This is a genomic window from Psychroflexus sp. MBR-150 (assembly GCF_053628795.1).
In genome coordinates this window covers 41351-64625 of record NZ_JBRJHB010000011.1, presented here as the reverse complement: position 1 = coordinate 64625, position 23275 = coordinate 41351, and the positions used below count along the sequence as shown (strand labels likewise).

Here is a 23275-nt window from a genome sequence, read left to right as displayed (position 1 = left end):
TTTATCATTTGATAAAAGTTTTTTAGCTGACCAAAGTCAAAATAGAATTGAACATAGCTATTGTTACTTATTGTAAAATCTCTAAACCTACACGGAGAATCTTGCTATATTATATTCGGTCAAATGTTGGCAGTATTTACACCGATATAAATGCCAAGATTAAAAATTAATTCCTAAGGGGTTAAAATTTTGAATTTAATTTGAACTTGTGATAAAACAATATGTTGTTATTTATTTAAAGGAATTACAACCCGGCTTACCCTTTGAGAAACTCGAGTTATCAACTCGTAAGGGATGCTTAAATGCTTAAAATCAAAGTCTATGGCAGAATGGTTTTTTCCAAAAATTAAGACTTCGTCTCCTTCTCTACAGCTCATGTTTGTAACATCAACCATCATTGTATCCATGCATACATTGCCAACAATTGGGGCTAGTTTTTCATGAATTTTCACCACGGCATTGCCATTTCCATATAGTCTAGAAATGCCATCGGCATAACCTAAAGGAAGTGTAGCGATATGCCTTTTTTCTGGAGCGATATATTTTCTATCATAGCCAACACTTTCTCCTTTTTGAATCCAACGCAGTTGAGCGATAGGTGTTTTTAGTGAAGAAACAGGCTGGAGCATTTTATGCTCTTTAGGATGATTGCCATATCCATACAGAGCTATGCCAGCCCTGACCATATCCATTTCAGCTTCAGCATAATTGAGAATACCACTAGAATTGCACAAGTGAGTTAATAAATCTTGGTGGGCATAAGTTTCAAAAGTTTTAACAGCAGTCTTAAAATCTTGGATTTGTTGCCATGTAAAATCTTTTTCTTCTGGCATACCCGAGGCAGCAAGATGAGAAAAAATACCAGTCAATTTTAAGGTATGTCTATCAGACAAACAAGTCTTGACTTCATCAAACTGGTTTTTATCAAAGCCTAAGCGATTCATACCTGTATTAATTTTAAGATGAATCGGAAAGTTTTTTATATTTTTAAACTTTAAAAATTGGTGTAGAGATTTTAAAAAATGAAAACTATAAACACTTGGCGTTAAATTAAATTGTATGAGTTCAGAGATTTCTTCTAATTGAGGATAAAAAATCAAAATAGGGCAAGAAATATTGGCTTTACGCAAGCGTACGCCTTCTTCAATATAAGCAACGGCTAAATAAGATACGCCAAAATCCTGAAGCGTTTTGCTAATTACTACAGAATCAGATCCATAAGCAAATGCTTTGACGACTCCCATAATTTTTGTTTGGGGTTTAAGTTGATTTTGAATGACTTCAAAATTGTGTTTTAAAGCATTTAAATCTATTTCTAAACGCGTTTCTAATGCTGCTTTCATCCTTTTTTAGGATTTACTTCTTCGGCGTCCTTTATATTTATTTGCTTGATTTTTTCATGTTGCATAGCTTTAAAATAAGCAGCACGACTTAGGGGTTCGTATTCATCGGTTTCGCCTAAAAGGACTAATCTATCATCAGGAGATTTTCTATAACTATATTGAGCTAAATTACCTGTTCTTGTGCAAACAGCGTGAACTTTAGTAACGTATTCGGCGGTTGCCATAAGGTTAGGCATCGGACCAAAAGGTTTGCCCTTAAAGTCCATATCTAAACCAGCAACAATAACCCTGATGCCAGTATTGGCTAAATTATTACAAACATTGACGATTTCGTCATCAAAAAACTGAGCTTCGTCTATGCCAACAACATCGCAGTTGTCTGCCATCAAAGGGATGTTGCCAGCAGCAGGAACAGGAGTAGAGCGAATTTGGTTTTCATCATGAGAAACCACGTGTTCTTCGTTGTATCGGGTATCGATTTGTGGCTTAAAAATCTCCACTTTTTGTTTAGCAAATTGAGCTCGTTTTAGCCGACGTATAAGTTCTTCAGTTTTACCCGAAAACATACTTCCACATATCACTTCTATCCAACCAAATTGCTCTTTGTGATTTACGGTGTTTTCAAGAAACATTTTTTAATTTTATGATGTATAACAAAACAATTTCATTAAATTTCGGTCGTTAAAATTAGAAAAAAAAAGCTTTAATAAACCGACAAAGAAAAACAAAAAATGAAAAAAGTCTTAGAAGACGAGTTAATGAGTCTGGCTCATAGAATATTAAAATTAAGAAATAGAGCTGAAATTCATGAGCTAAAAGAACAAGCGGCTGTACTTTACGAAAAACTTTCTGTGCTTTCTTTTACTGAAAAACATTTTGAAGGTTTCAAGCCAACCATAAAAAAACACGACGTAGAAAAAGCTATTGAAGCAGATTACTCTGATGAGCATCAAGATTTTAAGCATCCAGACGGTACAGAATACAGCGAAGATCAAATCTACGAGCACAATACTGAGAAGATAAAAGACATCGTGTCTCAAATGCCATATGAGTCTGAACAGGTTGACGAAATGTTTAAAGAAAATACCGAAGATAATTCTAAAAATCAACCACAAACTGAAGACAACGTGCAAGACTTTGGTGTCCATTTTGACGATTTACCAGATTTTGAGCCTGCACCAGAACAAAAAGAGACAGACGATACCACTCAAGAAGATGACAAAAAATCAACAGAACCCAATGATCAAGACAATGATGAAAATCAAAACAAAAACAACAATGATGATTCTAAAAAAGAAGAACGAACAATAGACTTGTTTTCTCAAAATAAAAAATCACTCAACGATAGCTTAAATAAAACACTTAAAATAGGGCTTAACGATAGGCTTACTTTTGTAAACCAACTCTTTAAAGGAGAAACAAAAGCTTATGAGAGATTTATTAAAAACATCAATAGTTTTGAAAGTATTGAATCTGTAAAATCGTATATAGAACAACTATTAAGCGGTGAATATAGTTTTTGGAAAGATAAAGAGGAGACTTTTAAACGCTTAATGCACATCATCAATAAAAAATTTAGTTGATTATGTTGTATTTTGTGCCAACTCCAATCGGTAATTTAGCAGATATGACTTACCGAGGCGTTGATGTTTTAAAAGCTGTAAGTCTTATATTATGTGAAGACACAAGAGTAAGTGGCAAGTTGCTCAAGCATTATGATATTGAAACGCCAATGCGAGCTTATCATCAACACAACGAGCATCAAATCACAAAGTCAATTGAAGAAAAATTAAAAAATGGAGAGGACATAGCTGTCATATCAGATGCAGGAACTCCCTTAATTTCTGATCCTGGATTTTTATTAGCAAGAAAATGTGCCGAACTTAAACTTAGTGTAACTTGTTTGCCAGGACCAACGGCTTTTGTTCCTGCCTTAGTTTGTAGTGGTTTACCAACCGATAAGTTTGTTTTTGAAGGATTTTTACCACCAAAAAAAGGGAGACAGAAACGCCTTCAGTTTTTAAACAATGAAACAAGGACAATGGTGTTTTATGAATCTCCTCATAAACTCATTAAAACTTTAAACGACTTTAAAACTACTTTTGGCAAGGATAGACCGATAAGCTTATCAAGAGAAATAAGTAAAATGTTTGAAGAAATTCGTCATGGAACAGTAGAAGATATTTTGGAATATTACGCCGAACGCAAACCAAAAGGAGAGTTTGTCATAACTGTTAAAGGTTTAGATTAAAAGATCGATAATTTAATTCAAGAGTTTTATCGATCATTTTATCTTGAGAAACCATTATTTTATGGGCTAAATTTTCATCAAACAATTGTCTAGCAATAGTTGCTTTCAAATAATTTTGAGCCAAAGGTTTGAAGATAGAATCGTTTTTGTAATCAATATCAAAACTTTCTAAAAAGTTTTTAAAATCTACTAACACAGACTGACTGATTTGGTAGTATTTTAAAAAATCTGTTTCATTTATATCATTGTAGTATGAATTATTTTTGCTTAATTCATCAAAAATAAATCGGTCTAAAATACCATTTTCAAACATATTCCTAAAAACAGTATAGGTTGAATTTTTGTTTTGAGGCACAAACACATCAGGAATAATACCACCACCACCGTAAACTGTTCTTCCCATAGGGGTTTTATAAGCTAAAGAGTCAATCACATCAATGCTGTCAGCATGTTGTAGTTCGCCGTTTTTATACCGATTCAAATAGTCATTAAAATAGCTTTCACGGCCATTTTTGTAGGATCGTTGAATAGATCTGCCTGTTGGAGTAAAATATCTTGCCACGGTCATTCTTACGGCACTTCCATCGCCAAGAGGCATGATGCGTTGCACTAAGCCTTTACCAAATGAACGCCGACCAACTATGATACCGCGGTCGTTATCTTGTATAGCACCAGCTATAATTTCACTGGCCGAAGCTGAGGTTTCATTGATTAAAATAAAAACTTTTTCGTCTAGAAACAAACCATCTGATGTGGCTAAGGTTTCGCTGATATTTTTAGACTTATCCTTAGTGTAAAGGATAGGAGTGTTTTTTGTTAAGAATTGATTAGCAACATCAACGGCTTCTTTCAGATATCCACCACCGTTGTCTCTCAAGTCAATAATGATGCTTTGTGGTTGTTGTTTTTTTAGGTTAGAAGCAAATTGCATAAACTCTTCAAAAGTTGTTTTAGCAAAACGCTTAATTTTAATGTATCCTGTTTTGTCGTTTATCATGAAGCCCGCAACAACACTTTTGAGAGGAACTTGATTTCGGATAATTTCAAAATTGAGTAATTCACTTTCAAAATTGCGTTTTACTTTTAGGTGTACTTTTGTGTTCTTTTCGCCTTTTAGCAATTTCACTAAAGAGTCTGAGCTAATTTCGGGTTTGGATAGTTCAATGCCATCAGCGTACAAAATTTTATCACCTGCTTTTATCCCCGCTTTTTGTCCAGGGCTATTGGGTATTGTTCTAATCACCGTAAGGGTATCATTTTTTTTGTAAAAACTTATTCCTATACCAACAAAGCCACCATTCATACTTTGGTTTTCTGAATCCAGTTGAGCTTTAGGAAGGTAAGCTGTATGTGGATCAAGATCTTTTATTATCTTGTTGATGGTAACATTCACAATGCTATCGGTGTTAACATCATCTACATATTTGTTTTCAATTAATTGGATAAGGGTGTTCAGCTTATGTTTTTGGCTAAATAATTTGCTTGAGTGGAATGAGGACTTAACACTAGACAAACTACCGATGTAAATGCCTATTACACAGGCAATACTCAGTAATAAAGGGATGTATATAATTTTTACACGTTTCATTTTTATGCTTTAATACAGTCTAAATGCTCCAATTTAACCCCAGCTTTTTTTAAGAATTTCAGTCCAGAATCATCTTTATAAGTAATTTTATATACCACTCTTACTATTCCAGCTTGATGAATGAGTTTGCTACATTCTCTACATGGCGAAAGTGTGATATAAAGCGTAGCACCTTTACAAGATTGCGTTGAAGAAGCGACTTTTAGAATAGCATTGGCTTCTGCATGCAACACATACCACTTGGTAAGGCCTTCTTCGTCTTCACAATTATTGTCAAATCCACTTGGCGTGCCATTATAGCCATCGGAAATAATCATTCTATCCTTAACAATGATTGCCCCGACTTGTTTGCGTTTACACCGAGACAACTTTCCCCATTCAACAGCCATTCGGAGATAGGCTTTATCAAATTTTTTTTGTTTTTTCAGATCCATTATCCAATCATCAAAAATTTTAACAGCGACTCAATGTTCAAATGTATAACATTTATGCGTGTTGGTGTCTTTATCTTTTCTTAAAGATTACTTACCAAATCCAAGTTTCTCTCAGAATAGGAATACAAAGTCCGATGACAATAGAAGATGAGATGAGTATCCAATCATTTTTTGAAAATCTAAAAATATTTTGAGCAATGTAGCCTATAAATAAAACTGGAATAACCACTAAAACCTGAGAAAATTCTACACCTAAAGCAAACTCAATAAGCATAAGTAGCTTGCTTTCTGTGCCTTTTGAAATCATATTGAAATAATAAGAAAACCCAAAACCGTGAATTAATCCAAAAAACAAAGTGAACCCATAAAGGGCATTTATTTTTTGGTTTGCAATATTGCTTTTAGCAAAAATGATATTGTAAAGTGCTGTAAACAAAATGCTAACTGGAATCAAAAATTCAATCCAAATATTGTTGATTTCAATAACTTTGTAAGCTGCCAAAATAAGCGATAATGTATGACCTAAAGTAAAAATACTGACCAACCAAAACACGCGTTTGGCATGGCTGAAAGTGTAAGCAGCCACTAAGGCAATAAGAAATAAAATATGGTCATAAGCATTCCAATCTAAAACATGAAAAAGACCAAGTTTGAGATTAAACCAAAAATCTGAAAACATAGAATGTTAATTTAATTTTAAGATGCAAAATATCATATAATTTTGACTTAAAAATAAAAATAATAGTAAATTTGCTGTCTTTAATGGGGAATTAGCTCAGTTGGCTAGAGCGCCACGCTGGCAGCGTGGAGGTCATCGGTTCGAACCCGATATTCTCCACTTTTTAATGGATGATGAGGTGTATATTTCGAAACCAAAGCATCTCGATACAAATTTTTTTTATTGCAATCGAAAAATTCACTACCAATGACAGTGGGTTTGTCATTGCGACGGTAGGTTGTCGTTCCGACGGTAGGTTGTCATTCCGACGGTAGGAGGAATCTCTCTCACGTATTGGGGTTCGGTTCACTGAGAGATTCTTCACTTCGCAGGCTCCGTTCAGAATGACAAGGGAATGTCATTCCGACGGCAGGAGGAATCTTTCTCACGTATTGGTTTTTATTTCACTGAGAGATTCTTCACTCCGCAAGCTCCGTTCGGAATGACAAGTAGAATGTCATTCCGACGGCAGGAGGAATCTTTCTCACGTATTGAGGTTCGGTTCACGAAAAGATTCTTCACTCCGCAAGCTCCGTTCAGAATGACAAGGGGTTGGCAGGCTCCGTTCAGAATGACAAGGGGTTGGCAGGCTCCGTTCAGAATGACAAGTAGGTTGTCATTCCGACGGCAGGAGGAATCTTTCTCACGTATTGGTTTTCATTTCACTGAGAGATTCTTCACTTCGCTAGCTCCGTTCAGAATGACAAGTAGAATGTCATTCCGACGGCAGGAGGAATCTTTCTCACGTATTGGTTTTCATTTCACTGAGAGATTCTTCACTTCGCAAGCTCCGTTCAGAATGACAAGGGGTCGGCAGGCTCCGTTTAGAATGACAAGGGAATGTCATTCCGACGGCAGGAGGAATCTTTCTCACGTATTGGTTTTCATTTCACTGAGAGATTCTTCACTCCGCAGGCTCCGTTTAGAATGACAAGAGGGTTTTTGGTTCACTGGGAGATTCCTCGTCACTGCGTTTACCTCGGAATGACAAGAGGGTTTTGGGTTTACTGAGGGATTCTTCATATTTCAAATCTCATTTGTGCATTCGTGGCTTTTGTAATAGTAGTGTTTTACTTCATTTTTTATCCAAAAATAGTTTTGACGATGATTTTTATGTCGTTTAAAAAGCTATAGTTTTCAACATAAGCTTTATTGATTTTTACCTTTTTGGGCCAAATGACTTCGTCGTTGTATTGTTTTGGATGTTTTTGTTGGGCTAAAATTTCTTCTTCATTTCTAAAAGTTAGAGATGCTGGGCCTGTGATACCTGGCCTTACGGAAAGAATTATTCTATCTTGACCTTGAAGTTGATCAGCATAACCTGGCACATCGGGTCGTGGACCGACTAAACTCATATCGCCAATGAGTACATTCCAAAGTTGAGGGATTTCATCGAGTTTGGTTTTGCGTAAAAAGCGACCGAATTTTGTGATGCGCGGGTCGTTTAGGGTTGTGATATAGTTTTGCGGTTGATCAGTGTCTCGCATGGTTTTAAATTTAAGTAATTTAAAAGGTTTAGCTCCCTTACCGATGCGCGTCTGTGCAATTAATCCAAAAGAGTTTGTGTCTAGACTTGTGAAAATAAACAATACTAAAAAAAAAGGCCATAAAACAATTAAACCTAAAACTGAAAGCCCTAGGTCTATTGCTCTTTTAATAAATTTCTGTTTACTATTAAGGCTCACAAATCATTATATTTTTTTGTTTATGGTCTTAATAACTTTTGCAGGGTTGCCAACCACCACCACATTATCAGGAACGTCTTTAGTCACAACAGCACCTGCTCCAATAATAGTGTTTTTGCCTATTGAAACTCCAGGATTGACAACAGCACCAGCACCAACTTGACTTAACTCACCCACACTAACACCACCACAAAGCGTGGCATTAGGTGAAATATGCACATAGTCATTGACAATACAATCGTGTTCTACAACAGCAGAGGTGTTGATGATACAGTGTTGTCCAATTTTTGAATTAGCATTGACCACAGCATAAGCAAAAACAACACTACCTTTATCTATAGATGAAAAATTAGAGACTAAAGCCGTTTTGTGTATGGCTTTTGTGTAATTAAAATCTAAAGTCTGACTGATTTTTTGTCTGGTATAATTATTCCCAATCGCGATTATGCTTTGTATAGGTTTAGCTTTATGAGTTTGATGAACTTCAAAATTTAGAATTGACTTTATCCTAGGATCATCATCAATGATATAAAATTCTGAAACACCTTGACTTAAAAGACAGTCTAAAACCACCTTAGCGTGACCACTGGCACCGTATATTTGAATCATACTCATGATGGGTTTCCTTTAAATTTTTCTGCAGTAGCTTCTCCGGTCTGACTAATGCCTTCTCTTTTAAAAACCTTCTTGAAGGTCAAAAGTATAATTTTTAAATCTAATTTAAAGCTTAAATGATTGACATAATACACATCTAACTCAAATTTATCTTGCCAACTAACAGTGTTTCTACCATTAACTTGTGCCCAACCAGTAATACCTGGTCTGACTTGGTGGCGTTTTTTTTGTTTATTATTGTATAAGGGTAAATATTCTGGCAGTAAGGGTCGAGGCCCGATTAAGCTCATATCACCTTTGAGTATATTGATCAGTTGCGGTATTTCGTCAAGAGACGTTGTTCTAACCAACTTTCCTACAGCAGTCAAACGTTCTGCATCAGGTAATAAATTCCCGTTTTTATCTGTTTTATCATTCATGGTTTTGAATTTGATGATGCTGAAGATGCGTTCGTTTTTCCCTGGTCGTTTTTGAAGGAAGAAAGCTTGCCCTTGGTTAGCAAATAACAGGGCGATTGTAACGATAAGGAAAATCGGGCTGAGTATTAGTAAACTGGTAAGAGCGAAAAAGAAATCGAATATGGGTTTTAGAGCTGATCTATACATTTTTGTTTTTGACTAATTGATTATACTCTTCTAATATTGCCTCCCAAACCAACCTTTGTTCATAGCGTAAGGTAATCATCTCCCTGGAATTGCTTTTAAGCTTTTCATATAGATTTTGGTCTTTTATTAATTTTATCATAGCACGCTGTAAAGCTTTTGTGTCTTTAGCGGGAATAATTAAACCATTTTTTCCCTCTTCTATAATTTCATTACAGCCATTAATATCACTGACGATACTCGGCAAACCCATCGCGCCGGCTTGCATCACGACATTGGGAAAACCTTCGCGGTAACTTGGAAATGCTAAGGCGTCACTCATCGCAAAATAAGGACGGACATCGTCTTGAAAGCCTGTGGTGATGATGTTGGGATTAACTTCTATTTCTTTAAGCGTTTCGGGTAATAACGGGTCGAGTTCGGATTCTAGGGGACCAACCAGTAGGAGCCTCTCCCTAAATCCCTCTCCAAAGGAAAGGGACTTAAACGCACTGACTAATTCATTAATGCCTTTATCGCTGACTAAACGACCGACGAAAATGAAAACAAAATCTTCTTTTTGAATGCCTAATTGCTGTCTTAAGTCTTGGCTTTGTTGTTCTGAAAAATGGGCTGGACTGAAATAGGTAGTGTCGATGCCGTTGGAACTGCCATTGGCGATGAGTTTTAGTTTATTAATTGGTGCGTATTTATGCTGAAGTATAAACTGTTCTAAGCCTTTGCTATTGGGATAAACCCGTGTGGCACAGGTATAAGTTAGCTTTTCTACAGCGTCTAAAATTTTACGTTTTATACCACTTGCCTCCATAAGTGGCAAACCCGCCACCGTATGCAAACGTAAGGGCACACCAGCGATATTTGCGGCTAGCATTCCTAAAATTCCCGCTTTGGGTGTATGCGTGTGAACTATTGTTGGTTTTTCTTTACGGAAAACCTGGATGAGTTGAAGTAATGAAATTATATCTTGAAAAGGCGTAATCTGCCGTGTCATATGGACTTCCCTGACCTCTACATTTTCGTGAGTGGCAACTTTTCCTAACTCTTCTTTTGGACCAGACGACATGGCCAAGACTTTAAAATGCTGACTCATGAACCTCAACTGCCCTTTGATTAAATACTGTAGCGACAGTGGTACTGTGGTGAGGCGGAGGAGTTTGGGATTAGGCATAAAATAAAATTCCTAAAAAAAATTAATCATTCTTTTTTATCTTAATAATTGAATTCTCTTTCCTCAATCTATTACCCAAATAGCCTCCTTTAACTAAAAACTCGTTTCGAATTATCTTATCATCTAAACCGATGAAATCAATTTTGAAATGATTTGAAATTTTATTCGAAGTTTTTAGTGTGTTATTTATGAAGTCGCTATAGTTAATCTTCAATAGATTATATTTCTTGTTTGAATAAAATATTTCTGTAAATAAATCTATTAAAAATTTTGAGAAAACTGACTTTACTGCAAACAGATAATGCTTTTTATTTTTTTTATCTGAATGTTGAAGGGCTTTATTCGAACCTTTAAGTGCAGATTTCCAAACCTTGAGATAGGAAGCTTTTAAAAAAATAATATAAACATCAAACCCAGATTTATTTAAGTTGTTTGGACGAAATAATGTACGCCAAGTTGTTTTTGAAGAATCAACAAAAAAATGGATATCTTGATACTCTTTTATCTTCTGAAAAAAAAGTAACCAAAAAGCAGTATAGTTTGGGCTAATCTTATTAAAGTTTTTGTCTGCTTCTCTAATATTGTATATTTCTTCATTTGATAGATTTAATTCTTTAACAGTAGAGACTAATTTATCGGCGTAATACTTATTTGTTGTGTTATTTAACTCATCGAAAACATTGCTAATTTCCCCAACTGTTATCCCATTACCTGAATTCGATAATACTATATCAAGAATTGTAGAACCGCTTCTACCGTAACCTGCAATGTATATTATTTTTGTTTCCAAAACTCTATTAATTGATTGACGATTTTATCACTATATATTGCATCTTCAATTTTTAATAAATCAATTTTTCTGTATTCATAAGAATTAACAATTTCAATAAGCGAATTTGAATCCACGTTATATAGTACTCCACAATTATTTTCTTTTATGTATTCATTATCAACGCAGTCAATCGCCAAAACGTTTAATCCAAATGACAGATATTGTGCTATTTTTTGAGAATACGAGGCTTTACCAAATTCCGTATCAACGTAAGTTAAATCTATACCATACTTGTATTGGTATAGTATTTTCGTTAATTGTGTATAGGGAACTTTTCCATAAAAATTAATATTTGAACATTTTTTCGAAAATCCTCTCACTAAACTTTCCATTTCCCCAAAACCATAAATATCTATGTTTTTATTACTCTTTGCAAATGCTTCAAGTAATTTATCTGTATTCCTACCTTTACTTAATCTACCAATATAAATGTAATCTTTTTCTCTTTTTACTTCCTTATTAATAAATGCTACTTTGGATGTTCCATTTCTTGCAATAAAAACATTGCTAACCCCATACTCTTTCTCAATTATTTGTTTTGTCATATATGAAGGGGTGTCGCACCCATCAATGTAATTTTTATTTACAAACCTCAATCGTATTTTTCCAGCAATGTTTAGAAAAATATTGTTTGTTTGTGAAGAAGTCATAAATGTTAGATGCTTTAAATATACTTTTCTCTTCAGTATCTTTTTTGTTAAGTATATATCTAAGGGAATAAGACCCATTCTAAAAGAAACTACACCAATGTTTTTATGCTTATTGATTTTATAAATATCATAGTTTTTCTTAAAAATAAAGTATAAATAATCAAAAGGATTTCTTCTATTTAAGTGATATGTGGTCTTTAAGCTATCATAACTAAATAAATTATTTATAACTTCTCTATTTTTAGGTTTTGGAATAAGTACATTAATCTTCTTTTCAAGCAAAGCTCGAACAAAATTTCTTTCATTAATACCTGAACCATCATCAATCGAAATATCGATTTCTGGTACATATAAAATTTGTTCATTTTTCATTTTATCAATAAGTATTTTTTATAAATATGATGACTAATCCTTTAAAACGTTACGATAAACTTCCATCTCTTTTTCTAACGTCTTATTCCAAGAAAACTCATCAGGTAGCTTTCTTGGAGTTATATTTTGAGTCAACAAATCTATGGTTCTTTCTGCTACACTCTTTTCAAAATCCTGATTCAAAGAAAAACAATTTTCTTTCCCAATTGCTTCTGGAATCCCACCTACATCTGAGCCTACAACGTGCACCCCACAGGCCTGGGCCTCAAGAATGACCATTGGCATTCCTTCATTTAAGCTGGGTAATAGTAAGACATCAAATGTGTTCAAGTAATTTGGTATTTTTTCAGGTTCTACTTTTCCTGTAAAAATAATATTTGATATGCCTTGAGATTTTATAGATTCTCTAAGCTGTTGTTTTTGCCGACCATCACCAATAATGACAAATGTTATATCTTCGACCTTGTTTTGAATACTTTTAAATATTTTGGGTAATGTAAGTACATTTTTTATAGATTCTAGGTTACCTATAAAGCCTACTACATTCTTAGATGTGATTTGTGACTTTTTATTGAGCCAGTCAATTTCTTCATTAGGTTTTCTGAAGAAGTTGTCAGCAGGACCAGAATAGAGATGGCTTTTTTTATCAATTTTTGTGATTTTATCTGAATTTTTCATTAAGGCTTTGCTTACAAAAAAGTTGTAATCAGCGTAACCTAATAAGAATTTAATTGTATTGAATGTTACTTTACTTCTAAAAGGGTACTTGTTGATATCAGAGCCGTGCCAAGTCACTACAAAAGGAGTTTTATATTTTTTCTTTACCGATGATGCCAAGAATGAGCTTAGTAAATCGTGAGTAGCCAGTATGTTGTAATTTTTAAATACATCAACGTACTTATTCATTTGTTTTTTACAAGCAATATCTTTTAATCTCAATTTATAAGTGAGTAGGTATTCAAATAAAGAAAATTTAACCCATAAAATATTTAGTTTTATACCATCTATAGTTGCACTTTTATCTTCATTTTTTTTAGGTACACTTTGAAACCACCTAAATGACCATGTATATTTATATTGTATGATATAGATATCAGATTTAACTTCGTTTACTTGTTGTAAATGTTTAATACGTTCTATGACATTATTAAACTTGCCTTTTCGATTGTAAATATCTCCCATAAATATTCTGGCTATTTTCATTTCCTACTTCTGATAAGTTTACTAGGGTTGCCACCAACAATAGAATACTCAGGAAAGTTTTTAGTCAACACACATCTTGCACCTACAATACTTCCTTTTTTAATGTTTTTAGAGCCAATAATCATCACATCTCGACCTATCCAAACATCATCACCAAAGATAACTTGGTCTTGAGTTGGTTTACGACCTTGTTTTCTCATCGGTATATCTGTGCGATCAAAAAGATGTGTATTTGCCATCATATAACAGTTTGGCCCCATCATTACATTATTACCAATAATTGTGTTATTATGTACTCTACAATTGATACCTAAACCAGAATGGTTACCGATTCTAATATGTTGCCCCGTACCAAAAAAAGCCATTCGTTGTATATTTACGTTTTTTCCACAATATTCAAAAATATTTTTGCATAATATGTAACGAAACTTCTTAAATAATTTACCACCAAAAGGGGAGTTGCTTTTTGGTAAGTATCGAGCGAAACCATAATATAAAATAAGACAAAGTTTCCTTTTCATAATCCTTAATTATATAGATTCAAAAATTGGCATGTTACATTTTTAATATTATAACGATCTATGTTTTTAAAAACTAATTGATTTGTATAGTTTCCTTTTATAAATTGATTGAAGCTTTCAATTTCTTTAAATTCTGAAGTAATTTCCAAAATAGGTCGTTTTGTAAGTGCATAATCTATGAGTTTACTCGGCTGTTGTACTGCTGATACATTTTTGATATTGATCAAAAAGTCCATTTTAGACAGCTCAAATAATAATTCTTCCCTTGGAACATAATTACGAATTTCAAGTTTTTCCCCTAACTTACTTATGTAGGGTTCAAAAATATGGTTGTGTTTGGAATATAAAATAAAACGGAAATCTGTTTTAAGGGTAATTAAATAACTCAAAAAATTACTTGGATCCCTTAACCCAGGATAAACTTTACCCGAAAAAGCAAAAGTTGGTACTTTATTCTTGGTGTAATTTGTCAATTTTAAATCATTAAATTGAAAACCTTGGGGTATAACTTTTATTTTTTCATAAAATTCTTGATAGTAACCATTTTTTGCCTCTTCAAGAGGCACAGTAATATAATCACATAACTTACCCCAACTTTTTTCAAAATAAGAAAAGTATTTAGGTCTAAAATTATATGGGTCTTTCATATAAGGATCGCCACAGTCTGCTACCCAAAAATTTATTTTATTATGCCTTTTAATATAACTCGCTGCCCCCCAATGGATAGTATGAGGGTGTGCAATTGTTATTAAATAATCGATATTATTTTCTTTTTTTAAAGCTTTTTTCACCATTGGTATCAACTCAATATTAGGCACTTCTAACCATTTAGAAAAAAGCTTTCTTAATCCTTTTGCCCATATTGTTTTGTTATAGTATCCAGTATTGTCTGTTACGCCCAACTTAGAAACCCCTAAATTCTTAAAAGTTACCCCAGTTTCTTTGCTATATTGGGAATAATCATAATTTCCAAGTAACGCGTAAACAATTACCTGATGTTCTCTTCTCACTAGTTCTTTTGCAAGTTCTGTTGTTCTGTGTGCTCTAGGCCCTAATGCAGGATAGCAGTTTTTTGAAATTATAACTATTTTTAGTGATTTCATACTGCAATCAAATATTTATAAATTAAATAGAAAGGACTTGAAATGTAAAATTTAGGTTCTAAAACCTTAGAGTACAAAATAAATTGTGTATAAAATGAAAAGATAAAAACTAAAGGCATAGCTAATAAAATACGTTGATATTTAATCCCTTTAAAATTTACTAACCAAATATAAGCTATCATCGGATAAGCTAGCATCATAAACCTTCCGCCTAAAGACGGAACAGGCATAGTAAAGTTAACAAACACCATCCAGATTAATAAGAATGGATATAATCTACTAGTTTTTGGATTTGATAAAATCATCTTAGAATTTTTTATAAATAACCAAACTAATATATTCATATAAAATCTAACTAAAAATTTAAAAAACTCTGCTACCCATATAAAACCCGACCCCACATTTTCACGTTCTTGTATGTAATCTTTATCAATATAAGCTTCAGCTGTTTTAGATAAAAATTGTGGCAAATAATCAACAACAACTTTAATTAGTTCTACTGAAAGATTAGAAGCAAGGAAACTTATTAAAAATAAAAAAACCCATAATCTATGGTTAAGTTTTTTAAAAAAAAAACCAAAAACTAAAAGAACTACAAATATCCAAAAGGCACCATGAACAAAAGGAGTCAGTATAGATAGCCATAAATATCTTTTGTTACCATTTTTAAAGACTTGAAATACGCAATAAATGCCTATCCAAGCAGCTGTCCAGAATCTCACTCCATTAATGTTGAATATCTGATTAATCATAAATAAATAAGCTAAAATAAAACAACTTAGCGATGAAGTAAAGTTAGGTTCAGCTGTTAAAAAACGGAATGATTTTAAAGCGAAATATGCAAAAACTATTGCAAGGACAAAGAATAAGGCATGATAATTATGTGTTAATTTAGATATAAAAAAGGCAAACGTGTCAAAATAGAAATCTTTATCTCCATCTTCAAATTCTAAATACTCTTTTAGCCTTGTAAAATATAATACCTCTCCATAAGCAATATATCTTTCAAATTTTTCTCTGTAAGATGCACCATCAAATTGATTTGCTACTGTTTTTCCAGATTGTACTGTAAAGGAAAGCCCAAAAACAATAGCAAATAAAAAAAAAACCAAATAAGATGATTTTGTGTTAATTCTTTTGAAAGAATACAGAACACCAAGTATGGGGTTTAGAATAAATAAAATAGCTTTTGCTGCCTTATCTGTTTTTATTTCTTTATTCCAATGCTGCATTGAACTGTTTAGGTTTTCTTTTGATCTTTAAAAATATAGATTTAGGAGGATTATTATTTTGAATTTAAAAACTAATTTTTAATTTAATTTTTCAAAAATGAAATTAGATTATCAGCTAATTGTTTTTGATTAATGTCTTTTTCTAACAAAAAACGATTATGCTCAATTTGCTTTTGAGACAAACCTTTTAAACCTTCATCGTTGTTAAGGTCTTTTTCAATATTGTATATATGACAACCTAGATTTTTTAAGTATAAATAAGCTGAATTTTCTGTGTTTAAAAAAACTTTTGCTCCTATGTAAACCGCACTAATTATATTACCAACAGCTTGCTGTCTGTAATGATTCATAATTACAATATTACAAGACTGTATTAATTTGTTGTATTCTCCTAACGGCAAAAATTTTAATATGGGAAAAAAATTAGTATTAAATACTTTATTTCCTTTTTCTATCAATTGTTGTCTTAAAATTGGATCACCATAACTTAAAGGGACAATTAATTTTTTGTCACCTATTGATAGATGACTTAACTTTTTAAAAATTTCTAAATGATTGTTTGTGTAAGAGCTAGAGTTACCTACTAAAATATTATCACCTAATGTTGCATTTATATTGAGGTTCTTGGCAAAATATTCAATTGGATAATATCCAAATTTTAAAAAATTGACTGATTTTAATAAAATATTATTATCAACATATATTTTAAATTCCTCCTCGTAAAGCATAGCAAGATTTTGCGTTTCTCCATATGCTTTTTTTATAAGTTTTTGAATGTTTTTTTTGGACTTATATTTTTTGTAACCTATTGAATTTAAAATATTTTTGATGCCCTCTCTTAAATCTACATTAGAATTTGAATTTTTAAGTCTCATCGTTTCACTACCTAAAGTCTCTTTTTTATATAAAAAAGGATTGTCATAGACTTCAGCTCCCCATACTACATTTATAAATTTTTTTGTCCCAATAGTCAACATCAAATTAGCCCATGTTTGATTCATACCGTGTATCACAACCCAATCAGCTTTTTTTGCTAAAGACTGATATTTTTTTAAAATTTTATTGGTATAAACAAATTCTTTAGTAATATATTTAGCATTAATGTATTTTGTAACTGGGTTTGACTTTGGCTTAAGCAAATACAATTCATTTTGATTAGGAAAAGCTAGCTCAAATGTTGACATTGCCCCATTTATAAATTTTTCATCGACTGTAAAGTGAACAATTTTCATTTATAATTGATTATACTTAATTAAAGGTTCTTATGTTTATTAGTTTTTGATAAAAAAATAAGTTCGACTAACTTGGCTGATTTAATAAGTATGTGATTTTTAGATAAAGCAAATGCGAAAGGTTAAGTGTTTTTTTTGGTATTCTTGACTATTGAGTTGATTACTTTTTCTTCATCTAATTCATAAAACATAGGTAATCTTACTAAAGTTTCTGAATAATAATCTGATAAGACTAATTTTCTGCCGTCGTGTTTATGCTTATAAAATTGACTATTATGTAAGCTTAAATAATGAAAAACGCATAGTATGTTATTCTTTTTCATATGACTAATAAATCTTGAGCGATTTGCAGTTTTATCAAAAACCATGTAAAACATATGTGCATTATTGGTAGCATATTTTGGTATATAAGGTAACATTACGTTTTCTTCTTTAGCCCACTTACTTAAATTTTGATAGTAATCTTCCCATATTTCTTTTCTGCGATTTTGAATGTCTTCTATATTTTCAAGCTGTGCCCAAAGAAAAGCTGCAATAATTTCAGAAGGAAGAAATGAACTCCCAATATCTACCCATCCATATTTATCAACTTCCCCTCTAAAAAAGGCAGAACGATTGGTGCCTTTTTCCCAAATAATTTCTGCTCGATTTATAAATTGCTCATCATTTATAGCTAGTAGGCCTCCTTCACCAGAAATGATGTTTTTCGTTTCATGAAAGGAAAAGGCTGCTAAATGACCAATACTACCCAATGCACGCTTAACACCATCTTTACTGGTATAATAACTATCTATAGCTTGAGCGGCATCTTCTATGACGTAGATATTATGTTTATTGGCAATTTGCATGATAACATCCATATCACACGCAACACCTGCATAATGTACAAGAACAATGGCTTTGGTTTTTGGAGTAATTAAATCTTCAATTTTAGACTCATCTATTCCTGGGTGATCAGCACGTGAGTCGGCAAACACTATTTTTGCACCTCGTAAGACAAAAGCATTGGCAGTGCTTACAAAAGTATAAGATGGCATTATGACCTCATCGCCAAATTTTATGTCTATCAAAATAGCCGCCATTTCTAATGCATCAGTACAAGATGTGGTAAGTAAGGCTTTTTGAAACCCATACTTTGTTTCAAAAAACTTTTGGCATTTTTGGGTATATTTGCCGTTTCCTGATATTTTGCCCGATGCTACAGCATCCTCAACATAAGCAGTTTCTTTACCTGATAGGTAGGGTTTGTTAAAAGGTACGATATAATTCTTCACTTAAATCTTATTCTAAATTTTTTTAAATTAACTTCACTACCGTTTTCATCGAAAAACTTCATCACCTTTAATAAACCTTTGCCACAAACAATAGTGTATGATTTTTTATCTTTAAAAATAACTTTGCCCATTTCTCTTATCGGAATTTTAACGTCTTCAACAACTTGAGCGTCTCTTATAATAATTTTCTGATTATTAACTATTGAATACGCCCCTTTGTAAGGGAAACCGATAGCATCAATAAATCTTTTTATTACTTTCGCATCAAGTGACCAATCTATTTTATAGTTTTCTTCATCTCTCCAAAGACTAAAAGAGACTAATGATTCATCTTGGGGGTAAGTTTTAATTTCCTTTAATGTAATTTTTTCTAATATAGAATTAAGTAGTTTCGCATAGCATAAAGATATTAAATCAATAGCTTTTTTTATTTTAATTGGGTAATCAATTGAAATTTTTTCTTGCTTTATGATATTACCACTATCATAATCATTCGCCCCTTCTAATGCAGTAACACCAATCTCATTGTCTCCATTAATTAAAGCTGTAACTAATGGATTAAAGCCTCTATATTTAGGTAGGATTGAATCGTGAAAAACAATTAAATTCGAATTGTCGTTTATCAGCCATCTCCACCCAATAGCTATACTATACATAGCTGGATTAGTATAAGTTTTGTTTTGCAGACCATAACTTAAATTAAGCTCATTGCATTTTCTTATGATATCATCAGAATAATCATTTACAACACTCTTATCGTATCCAACAATAACATAACTTATTAAATTCAGATGTGTTTTATTTAGTTTTTCTAATGCGATAAAACCTTTTTTTCCTAATAAGTATAAATTTACCATATCTTATTTTTAAGAATTTTTATTAATATTGATGAAGATAAACTATTTTTAAGTAAATATTGTTTTTTATTTGCGGTTCTAAGTTTTTTAATTTAATATTATTGGTTATTTCCTTTGTCGAAAAAACATAACATCCCAAACCACATATAAAATTTTACTTGTGTCCCATGAGTGTATAAATTTTCCTCAGTTTCATTAAGTTTATATACAATTATCCAATCAGCATTTTTTGTTAATACCATAACTTGAGTCAGGGGATGTCTATTTTTTACAAGTTCTTTATAAATTTCAGATTGACTAATGTATTTTGTTGGTGGATTGGCGAGTGGTTTTAAAAACAAAAGTTGATTTTGATCTGAAAATGCTTTATTATATATAAACATTGCTTCATCGATAAACTTTTCGTTCGTTGTTAGGTGTATAATTCTCAATTCTTTAAAATAAAACTTTTGACGATTTTTATTATACCAAACAATTCTTTTCTTTGAAACAAAAAAAACATTAGTGTCCAAATTATTGCAACATAAATTAAAATTAAAATTAAATTTAACAAATTAGTATTAAAAAATTGTAAATCAATAAAAACTAGCCCACTTATCACTATCAATGAGTAAAAAATTATGTGAGGTAAAATATTAATGACAATTTGATAAAAGCTTAAATTCATTATTCTTGCTACAAAAATCCAATTGATTACAATTAAAGTTACGCTAGCTATTAAATAAGCAGAAACCAAAAGCATTAAATTATATTGACTAGTAATAATAAAAACGATTACATAAACTATGCTATTAAATAAGGTAAGTTTAAAGTCTAAACTGGTTTTAGCTTTCAATAAAAAAATATTGCCATTCAATGTGCCTAATGATTGTATGGCTCCAACGCTAGCTAATATTTGTAAAATAGGTATCATTTGATACCATTCTTTTGTAAAAAATAACTTTACGAAATTTTCTACTGAAAGAGCTAACATAGCCATTAAAGGAAATGTGATAAATGCTATAGTTCTAGTTATTTTTAAAAAAATGGTATTAACCCTTTCTTTATCATCTTGAATTATAGAAAGTGATGGAAACATCACAGATGAAATTACACCACTAATTCTTGAGACTGGTAGCATCATGATTGAATAAGACCTCGTATATATTCCAAGAAGTTCAGCACCTAGGAATTTGCCTATTAAAAAATTATCTGCATTCCTGGCCCAATAATTTACTGAACCACGACCTACTAATGGAACACTAAATTTCATATGAGAATTCAATATTTTTTTGTGGAATTGAATTTTAGGAGTATAGTTGCTATAGGCGAAAAGTAATATTGTAAGTAGAGTAGCATTTATTAACTGCTGTGCTACGAGAGCCCAGACTCCATAATCTAAATAAGCCATCACTAAGGCAGTAATCCCTGCTAAAAGTGTTGCAGTAACATTGATTTTAAATAAAAATTTAAAACGCATTTTCTTTTTGAGCAAGCTTAAATGAATGCTTGAAAGTGATTGAATAATAAACAAAAAAGAAAGCCCTATTGATATATTAACAAGTTTAGGTTCTTTGTAGTAGGTTGCAATGATTGGAGATAATCCCATCAAGAGGATTGTTAAAAAAACTCCAAGTGCAACAGTTACCCAAAACACTGTATCTAAGTCTTGATTGGTTATGTTTTTTCGTTGAATTATTGATGAACCTAATCCAAAGTCTTTGAATACAGATAAAAACCCACTAAATACTGTTACCATACCTAATAAACCAAAAGATGTTGGTGGTAGTAAGGTCATTAAAAATATACCTAAACCAAATGATACTGCTTGTGTAATGACTTGATTTAAAACTGTCCACCTCAGACCTGATATGGTTTGTTTTTTATGCTTTAGTTTATCAATCAATAGTATTAATATCTTTTAGTATAATTTACTAATTATATCCACAATCCTCTCCGCCGCTTTCCCATCCCATTTTTCTGGTATTTGTCCTGTTTTCCAATCCCCATTTAAAAGTTTTTCAAGGGCAGGTTTTATTTTTTGAGGGTTCGTACCAACCAATTCATTGGTGCCTATATCTACAGTTTCAGGTCGTTCTGTATTGTCCCTAAGGGTTATACATGGCACATTCATGACTGTAGTTTCTTCGGTAATCCCACCTGAATCAGTCAAAACACCTTTGGCATGTTTTACCAAATAATTAAATTCTAAATAGCCTAAAGGTTCTATTAAGTGTATATGTTTCATTTGAATACCAGCCTTTTCCAAAATTGTTTTGGTCCGTGGATGAATGGGAAAAACGACAGCCATACCATTGGTATTTTGGTCAATACTTTTGATAAAGGCCTTTAACTTGTCTTCTTCATCTACATTGGCAGGTCTATGCATAGTCATCACTAAATAGTTTTTAGCTTTTAGGCTTAGAATGTCCCAAACTTCAGGTTGCTTAAAACGCTTCTCATTGGCACGCAGTGTATCAATCATCACGTTACCTACAAAATGTATTTGATCAGCTTGATGACCTTCATTAATTAAATTTTTTCCAGCTAAGGTCGATGTGGTAAAAAACAAATCGGTAATACTATCAGTAAGCATTCGGTTAATCTCTTCTGGCATGCTACGATCCCAAGAACGGATTCCTCCTTCCACATGGGCAACTTTAATATTAAGTTTTTTAGCCACAATGCTACAAGCCATTGTTGAAGTAACATCGCCAACAACCATTACTAAATCACTGTGATGGGTCAAAAGCTCTTTTTCAAAAGCTAACATAATCGCTGCCGTTTGTTGAGCTTGACTCCCGCCACCACAAGCTAAATTGATATCAGGTTTGGGTATATTGAGTTGCCTAAAAAAAGTTTCACTCATTTTTTCATCGTAGTGCTGACCTGTGTGTACAAGCCTGTAGTTGATATTTTTGTCTTGACTTTTAGCTTTTTTAAACGCATGAATAATCGGTGCGATTTTCATAAAGTTGGGTCTTGCACCAGCTATAATTGTAATTTTCATAATTTTTTATAAACTAGATGTTAATCTAAAAAATCTCAAACCCTCTTGCTTCCTTATCTTTACCCGAAATAATAGCTTCCTCTGCTGAAACACCCCAATTGATGTTTAAGGTTTTATCTAAAGGATTGACGCCTGTTTCGGCAGCTTTGTGATAATAGTTATCGCATTTATAAGAAAATATGGCTGTTTCACTTAACACAGAAAAGCCATGCAAAAAGCCTTTTGGCACGTAGAGTTGTGTTTTGTTGTCTTCAGACAATTCAATTTCAAATTTTTGTTTAAACGTCGGTGAATCTTTTCTCATATCTATCACCACATCTTTAACTTTCCCTTTGATGACTCTGATGAGTTTGGCTTGAGACCACTTGCCAGTTTGCATGTGTAAGCCTCTTATGGTGCCGTATTGCGATTGAGATTCGTTGTCTTGAACAAAATGAGGTGATATGCCTGTAGCTTCTTCAAACCTTTGCTGATTGAAACTTTCAAAAAAATAGCCCCTTTCATCTTTAAAAATATCGGGCTGAATAATTAGGCAATTGTTCAAGTTGGTTTTAGTAATATGCATTGTTAAATAAAATGATTTATGTTTTCTCTATTTCACCAGTA

The 23275-nt window shown here is 32.4% G+C and carries 23 protein-coding genes and 1 tRNA gene; 3 read left to right on the top strand and 21 right to left on the bottom strand.

What is annotated here, in order from left to right; genetic code table 11:
* Positions 1–227 precede the first annotated feature (227 nt).
* Entirely contained in the window at positions 228–1343 is a 1116-nt protein-coding gene (gene alr, locus ACSSV5_RS07845; protein ID WP_454245444.1) for an alanine racemase, read from the bottom strand.
* Positions 1340–1975: a thymidine kinase gene (locus ACSSV5_RS07840; protein WP_454245443.1), complete on the bottom strand. Its 636-nt coding sequence runs from the start codon at positions 1973–1975 to the stop codon at positions 1340–1342. Before ACSSV5_RS07840 ends, alr begins: the two co-directional genes overlap by 4 nt.
* 99 nt (positions 1976–2074) lie before the next feature.
* On the opposite strand from ACSSV5_RS07840, the gene ACSSV5_RS07835 reads away from it, so the two are divergent.
* Together ACSSV5_RS07835 and rsmI are read left to right on the top strand one after the other, a co-directional pair.
* A complete protein-coding gene (locus ACSSV5_RS07835; protein ID WP_211065248.1) occupies positions 2075–2926 on the top strand; it encodes a hypothetical protein in 852 nt (283 codons plus the stop codon).
* Positions 2927–2928: 2 nt separating this feature from the next.
* On the top strand, positions 2929–3594 hold the full coding sequence (gene rsmI, locus ACSSV5_RS07830) for a 16S rRNA (cytidine(1402)-2'-O)-methyltransferase (RefSeq protein WP_454245442.1): 666 nt from the start codon (positions 2929–2931) through the stop codon (positions 3592–3594).
* On the opposite strand, the gene ACSSV5_RS07825 is transcribed toward rsmI, so the two are convergent.
* The 3 genes from ACSSV5_RS07825 to ACSSV5_RS07815 form a co-directional block, all read right to left on the bottom strand.
* Positions 3578–5182, bottom strand: a complete 1605-nt coding sequence (locus ACSSV5_RS07825) for a S41 family peptidase (RefSeq protein ID WP_454245441.1) — start codon at positions 5180–5182, stop codon at positions 3578–3580. The two genes, rsmI and ACSSV5_RS07825, sit on opposite strands and share 17 nt — an antisense overlap.
* A 2-nt stretch (positions 5183–5184) precedes the next feature.
* Complete coding sequence (locus ACSSV5_RS07820; RefSeq protein WP_211065251.1) at positions 5185–5616, bottom strand: deoxycytidylate deaminase; 432 nt, start codon at positions 5614–5616, stop codon at positions 5185–5187.
* A 91-nt stretch (positions 5617–5707) separates the two neighbouring features.
* Positions 5708–6295 (bottom strand): HupE/UreJ family protein, encoded by a 588-nt coding sequence (locus ACSSV5_RS07815; RefSeq protein ID WP_454245440.1) that lies wholly within the window; start codon positions 6293–6295, stop codon positions 5708–5710.
* A gap of 85 nt (positions 6296–6380) precedes the next feature.
* Here ACSSV5_RS07815 and ACSSV5_RS07810 point away from each other — a divergent pair.
* Positions 6381–6454 (top strand) — tRNA-Ala (locus tag ACSSV5_RS07810).
* A gap of 962 nt (positions 6455–7416) precedes the next feature.
* Here ACSSV5_RS07810 and ACSSV5_RS07805 read toward each other — a convergent pair.
* The 16 genes from ACSSV5_RS07805 to rfbC all read right to left on the bottom strand — a co-directional run bounded on the left by ACSSV5_RS07805 (position 7417) and on the right by rfbC (position 23234).
* Complete coding sequence (locus ACSSV5_RS07805) at positions 7417–8019, bottom strand: sugar transferase (protein ID WP_454245439.1); 603 nt, start codon at positions 8017–8019, stop codon at positions 7417–7419.
* 6 nt (positions 8020–8025) lie between these two features.
* Complete coding sequence (locus tag ACSSV5_RS07800; RefSeq protein ID WP_454245438.1) at positions 8026–8628, bottom strand: acetyltransferase; 603 nt, start codon at positions 8626–8628, stop codon at positions 8026–8028.
* 2 nt (positions 8629–8630) lie between these two features.
* Positions 8631–9239, bottom strand: a complete 609-nt coding sequence (locus tag ACSSV5_RS07795; protein WP_454245437.1) for a sugar transferase — start codon at positions 9237–9239, stop codon at positions 8631–8633.
* Positions 9232–10404 carry a glycosyltransferase family 4 protein gene (locus tag ACSSV5_RS07790; RefSeq protein WP_454245436.1) on the bottom strand — a complete coding sequence of 391 codons (1173 nt, stop codon included), beginning with the start codon at positions 10402–10404 and terminating at the stop codon, positions 9232–9234. Before ACSSV5_RS07790 ends, ACSSV5_RS07795 begins: the two co-directional genes overlap by 8 nt.
* Before the next feature lie 22 nt (positions 10405–10426).
* Complete coding sequence (locus ACSSV5_RS07785; protein WP_454245435.1) at positions 10427–11194, bottom strand: hypothetical protein; 768 nt, start codon at positions 11192–11194, stop codon at positions 10427–10429.
* Positions 11179–12258, bottom strand: coding sequence for a hypothetical protein (locus ACSSV5_RS07780; protein ID WP_454245434.1), 1080 nt, complete (start codon positions 12256–12258; stop codon positions 11179–11181). Before ACSSV5_RS07780 ends, ACSSV5_RS07785 begins: the two co-directional genes overlap by 16 nt.
* A gap of 33 nt (positions 12259–12291) precedes the next feature.
* Complete coding sequence (locus ACSSV5_RS07775; RefSeq protein WP_454245433.1) at positions 12292–13461, bottom strand: glycosyltransferase; 1170 nt, start codon at positions 13459–13461, stop codon at positions 12292–12294.
* Complete coding sequence (locus ACSSV5_RS07770; protein WP_454245432.1) at positions 13458–13826, bottom strand: acyltransferase; 369 nt, start codon at positions 13824–13826, stop codon at positions 13458–13460. Before ACSSV5_RS07770 ends, ACSSV5_RS07775 begins: the two co-directional genes overlap by 4 nt.
* A 161-nt stretch (positions 13827–13987) precedes the next feature.
* Positions 13988–15085 carry a hypothetical protein gene (locus ACSSV5_RS07765; protein WP_454245431.1) on the bottom strand — a complete coding sequence of 366 codons (1098 nt, stop codon included), beginning with the start codon at positions 15083–15085 and terminating at the stop codon, positions 13988–13990.
* Positions 15082–16317: an EpsG family protein gene (locus tag ACSSV5_RS07760; RefSeq protein WP_454245430.1), complete on the bottom strand. Its 1236-nt coding sequence runs from the start codon at positions 16315–16317 to the stop codon at positions 15082–15084. Before ACSSV5_RS07760 ends, ACSSV5_RS07765 begins: the two co-directional genes overlap by 4 nt.
* Before the next feature lie 83 nt (positions 16318–16400).
* Positions 16401–17549, bottom strand: coding sequence for a TDP-N-acetylfucosamine:lipid II N-acetylfucosaminyltransferase (locus ACSSV5_RS07755; protein ID WP_454245429.1), 1149 nt, complete (start codon positions 17547–17549; stop codon positions 16401–16403).
* 122 nt (positions 17550–17671) lie between these two features.
* A complete protein-coding gene (gene rffA, locus ACSSV5_RS07750) occupies positions 17672–18823 on the bottom strand; it encodes a dTDP-4-amino-4,6-dideoxygalactose transaminase (protein ID WP_454245428.1) in 1152 nt (383 codons plus the stop codon).
* Positions 18820–19680 carry a formyltransferase family protein gene (locus tag ACSSV5_RS07745; RefSeq protein ID WP_454245427.1) on the bottom strand — a complete coding sequence of 287 codons (861 nt, stop codon included), beginning with the start codon at positions 19678–19680 and terminating at the stop codon, positions 18820–18822. The genes rffA and ACSSV5_RS07745 overlap by 4 nt, the downstream gene beginning before the upstream one ends.
* A gap of 427 nt (positions 19681–20107) precedes the next feature.
* A complete protein-coding gene (locus ACSSV5_RS07740) occupies positions 20108–21565 on the bottom strand; it encodes a lipopolysaccharide biosynthesis protein (RefSeq protein ID WP_454245426.1) in 1458 nt (485 codons plus the stop codon).
* 15 nt (positions 21566–21580) lie between these two features.
* Complete coding sequence (wecB, locus tag ACSSV5_RS07735) at positions 21581–22669, bottom strand: non-hydrolyzing UDP-N-acetylglucosamine 2-epimerase (protein WP_454245425.1); 1089 nt, start codon at positions 22667–22669, stop codon at positions 21581–21583.
* A 25-nt stretch (positions 22670–22694) separates the two neighbouring features.
* Positions 22695–23234, bottom strand: a complete 540-nt coding sequence (rfbC, locus tag ACSSV5_RS07730; protein WP_454245424.1) for a dTDP-4-dehydrorhamnose 3,5-epimerase — start codon at positions 23232–23234, stop codon at positions 22695–22697.
* Between the last annotated feature and the right edge of the window lie 41 nt (positions 23235–23275).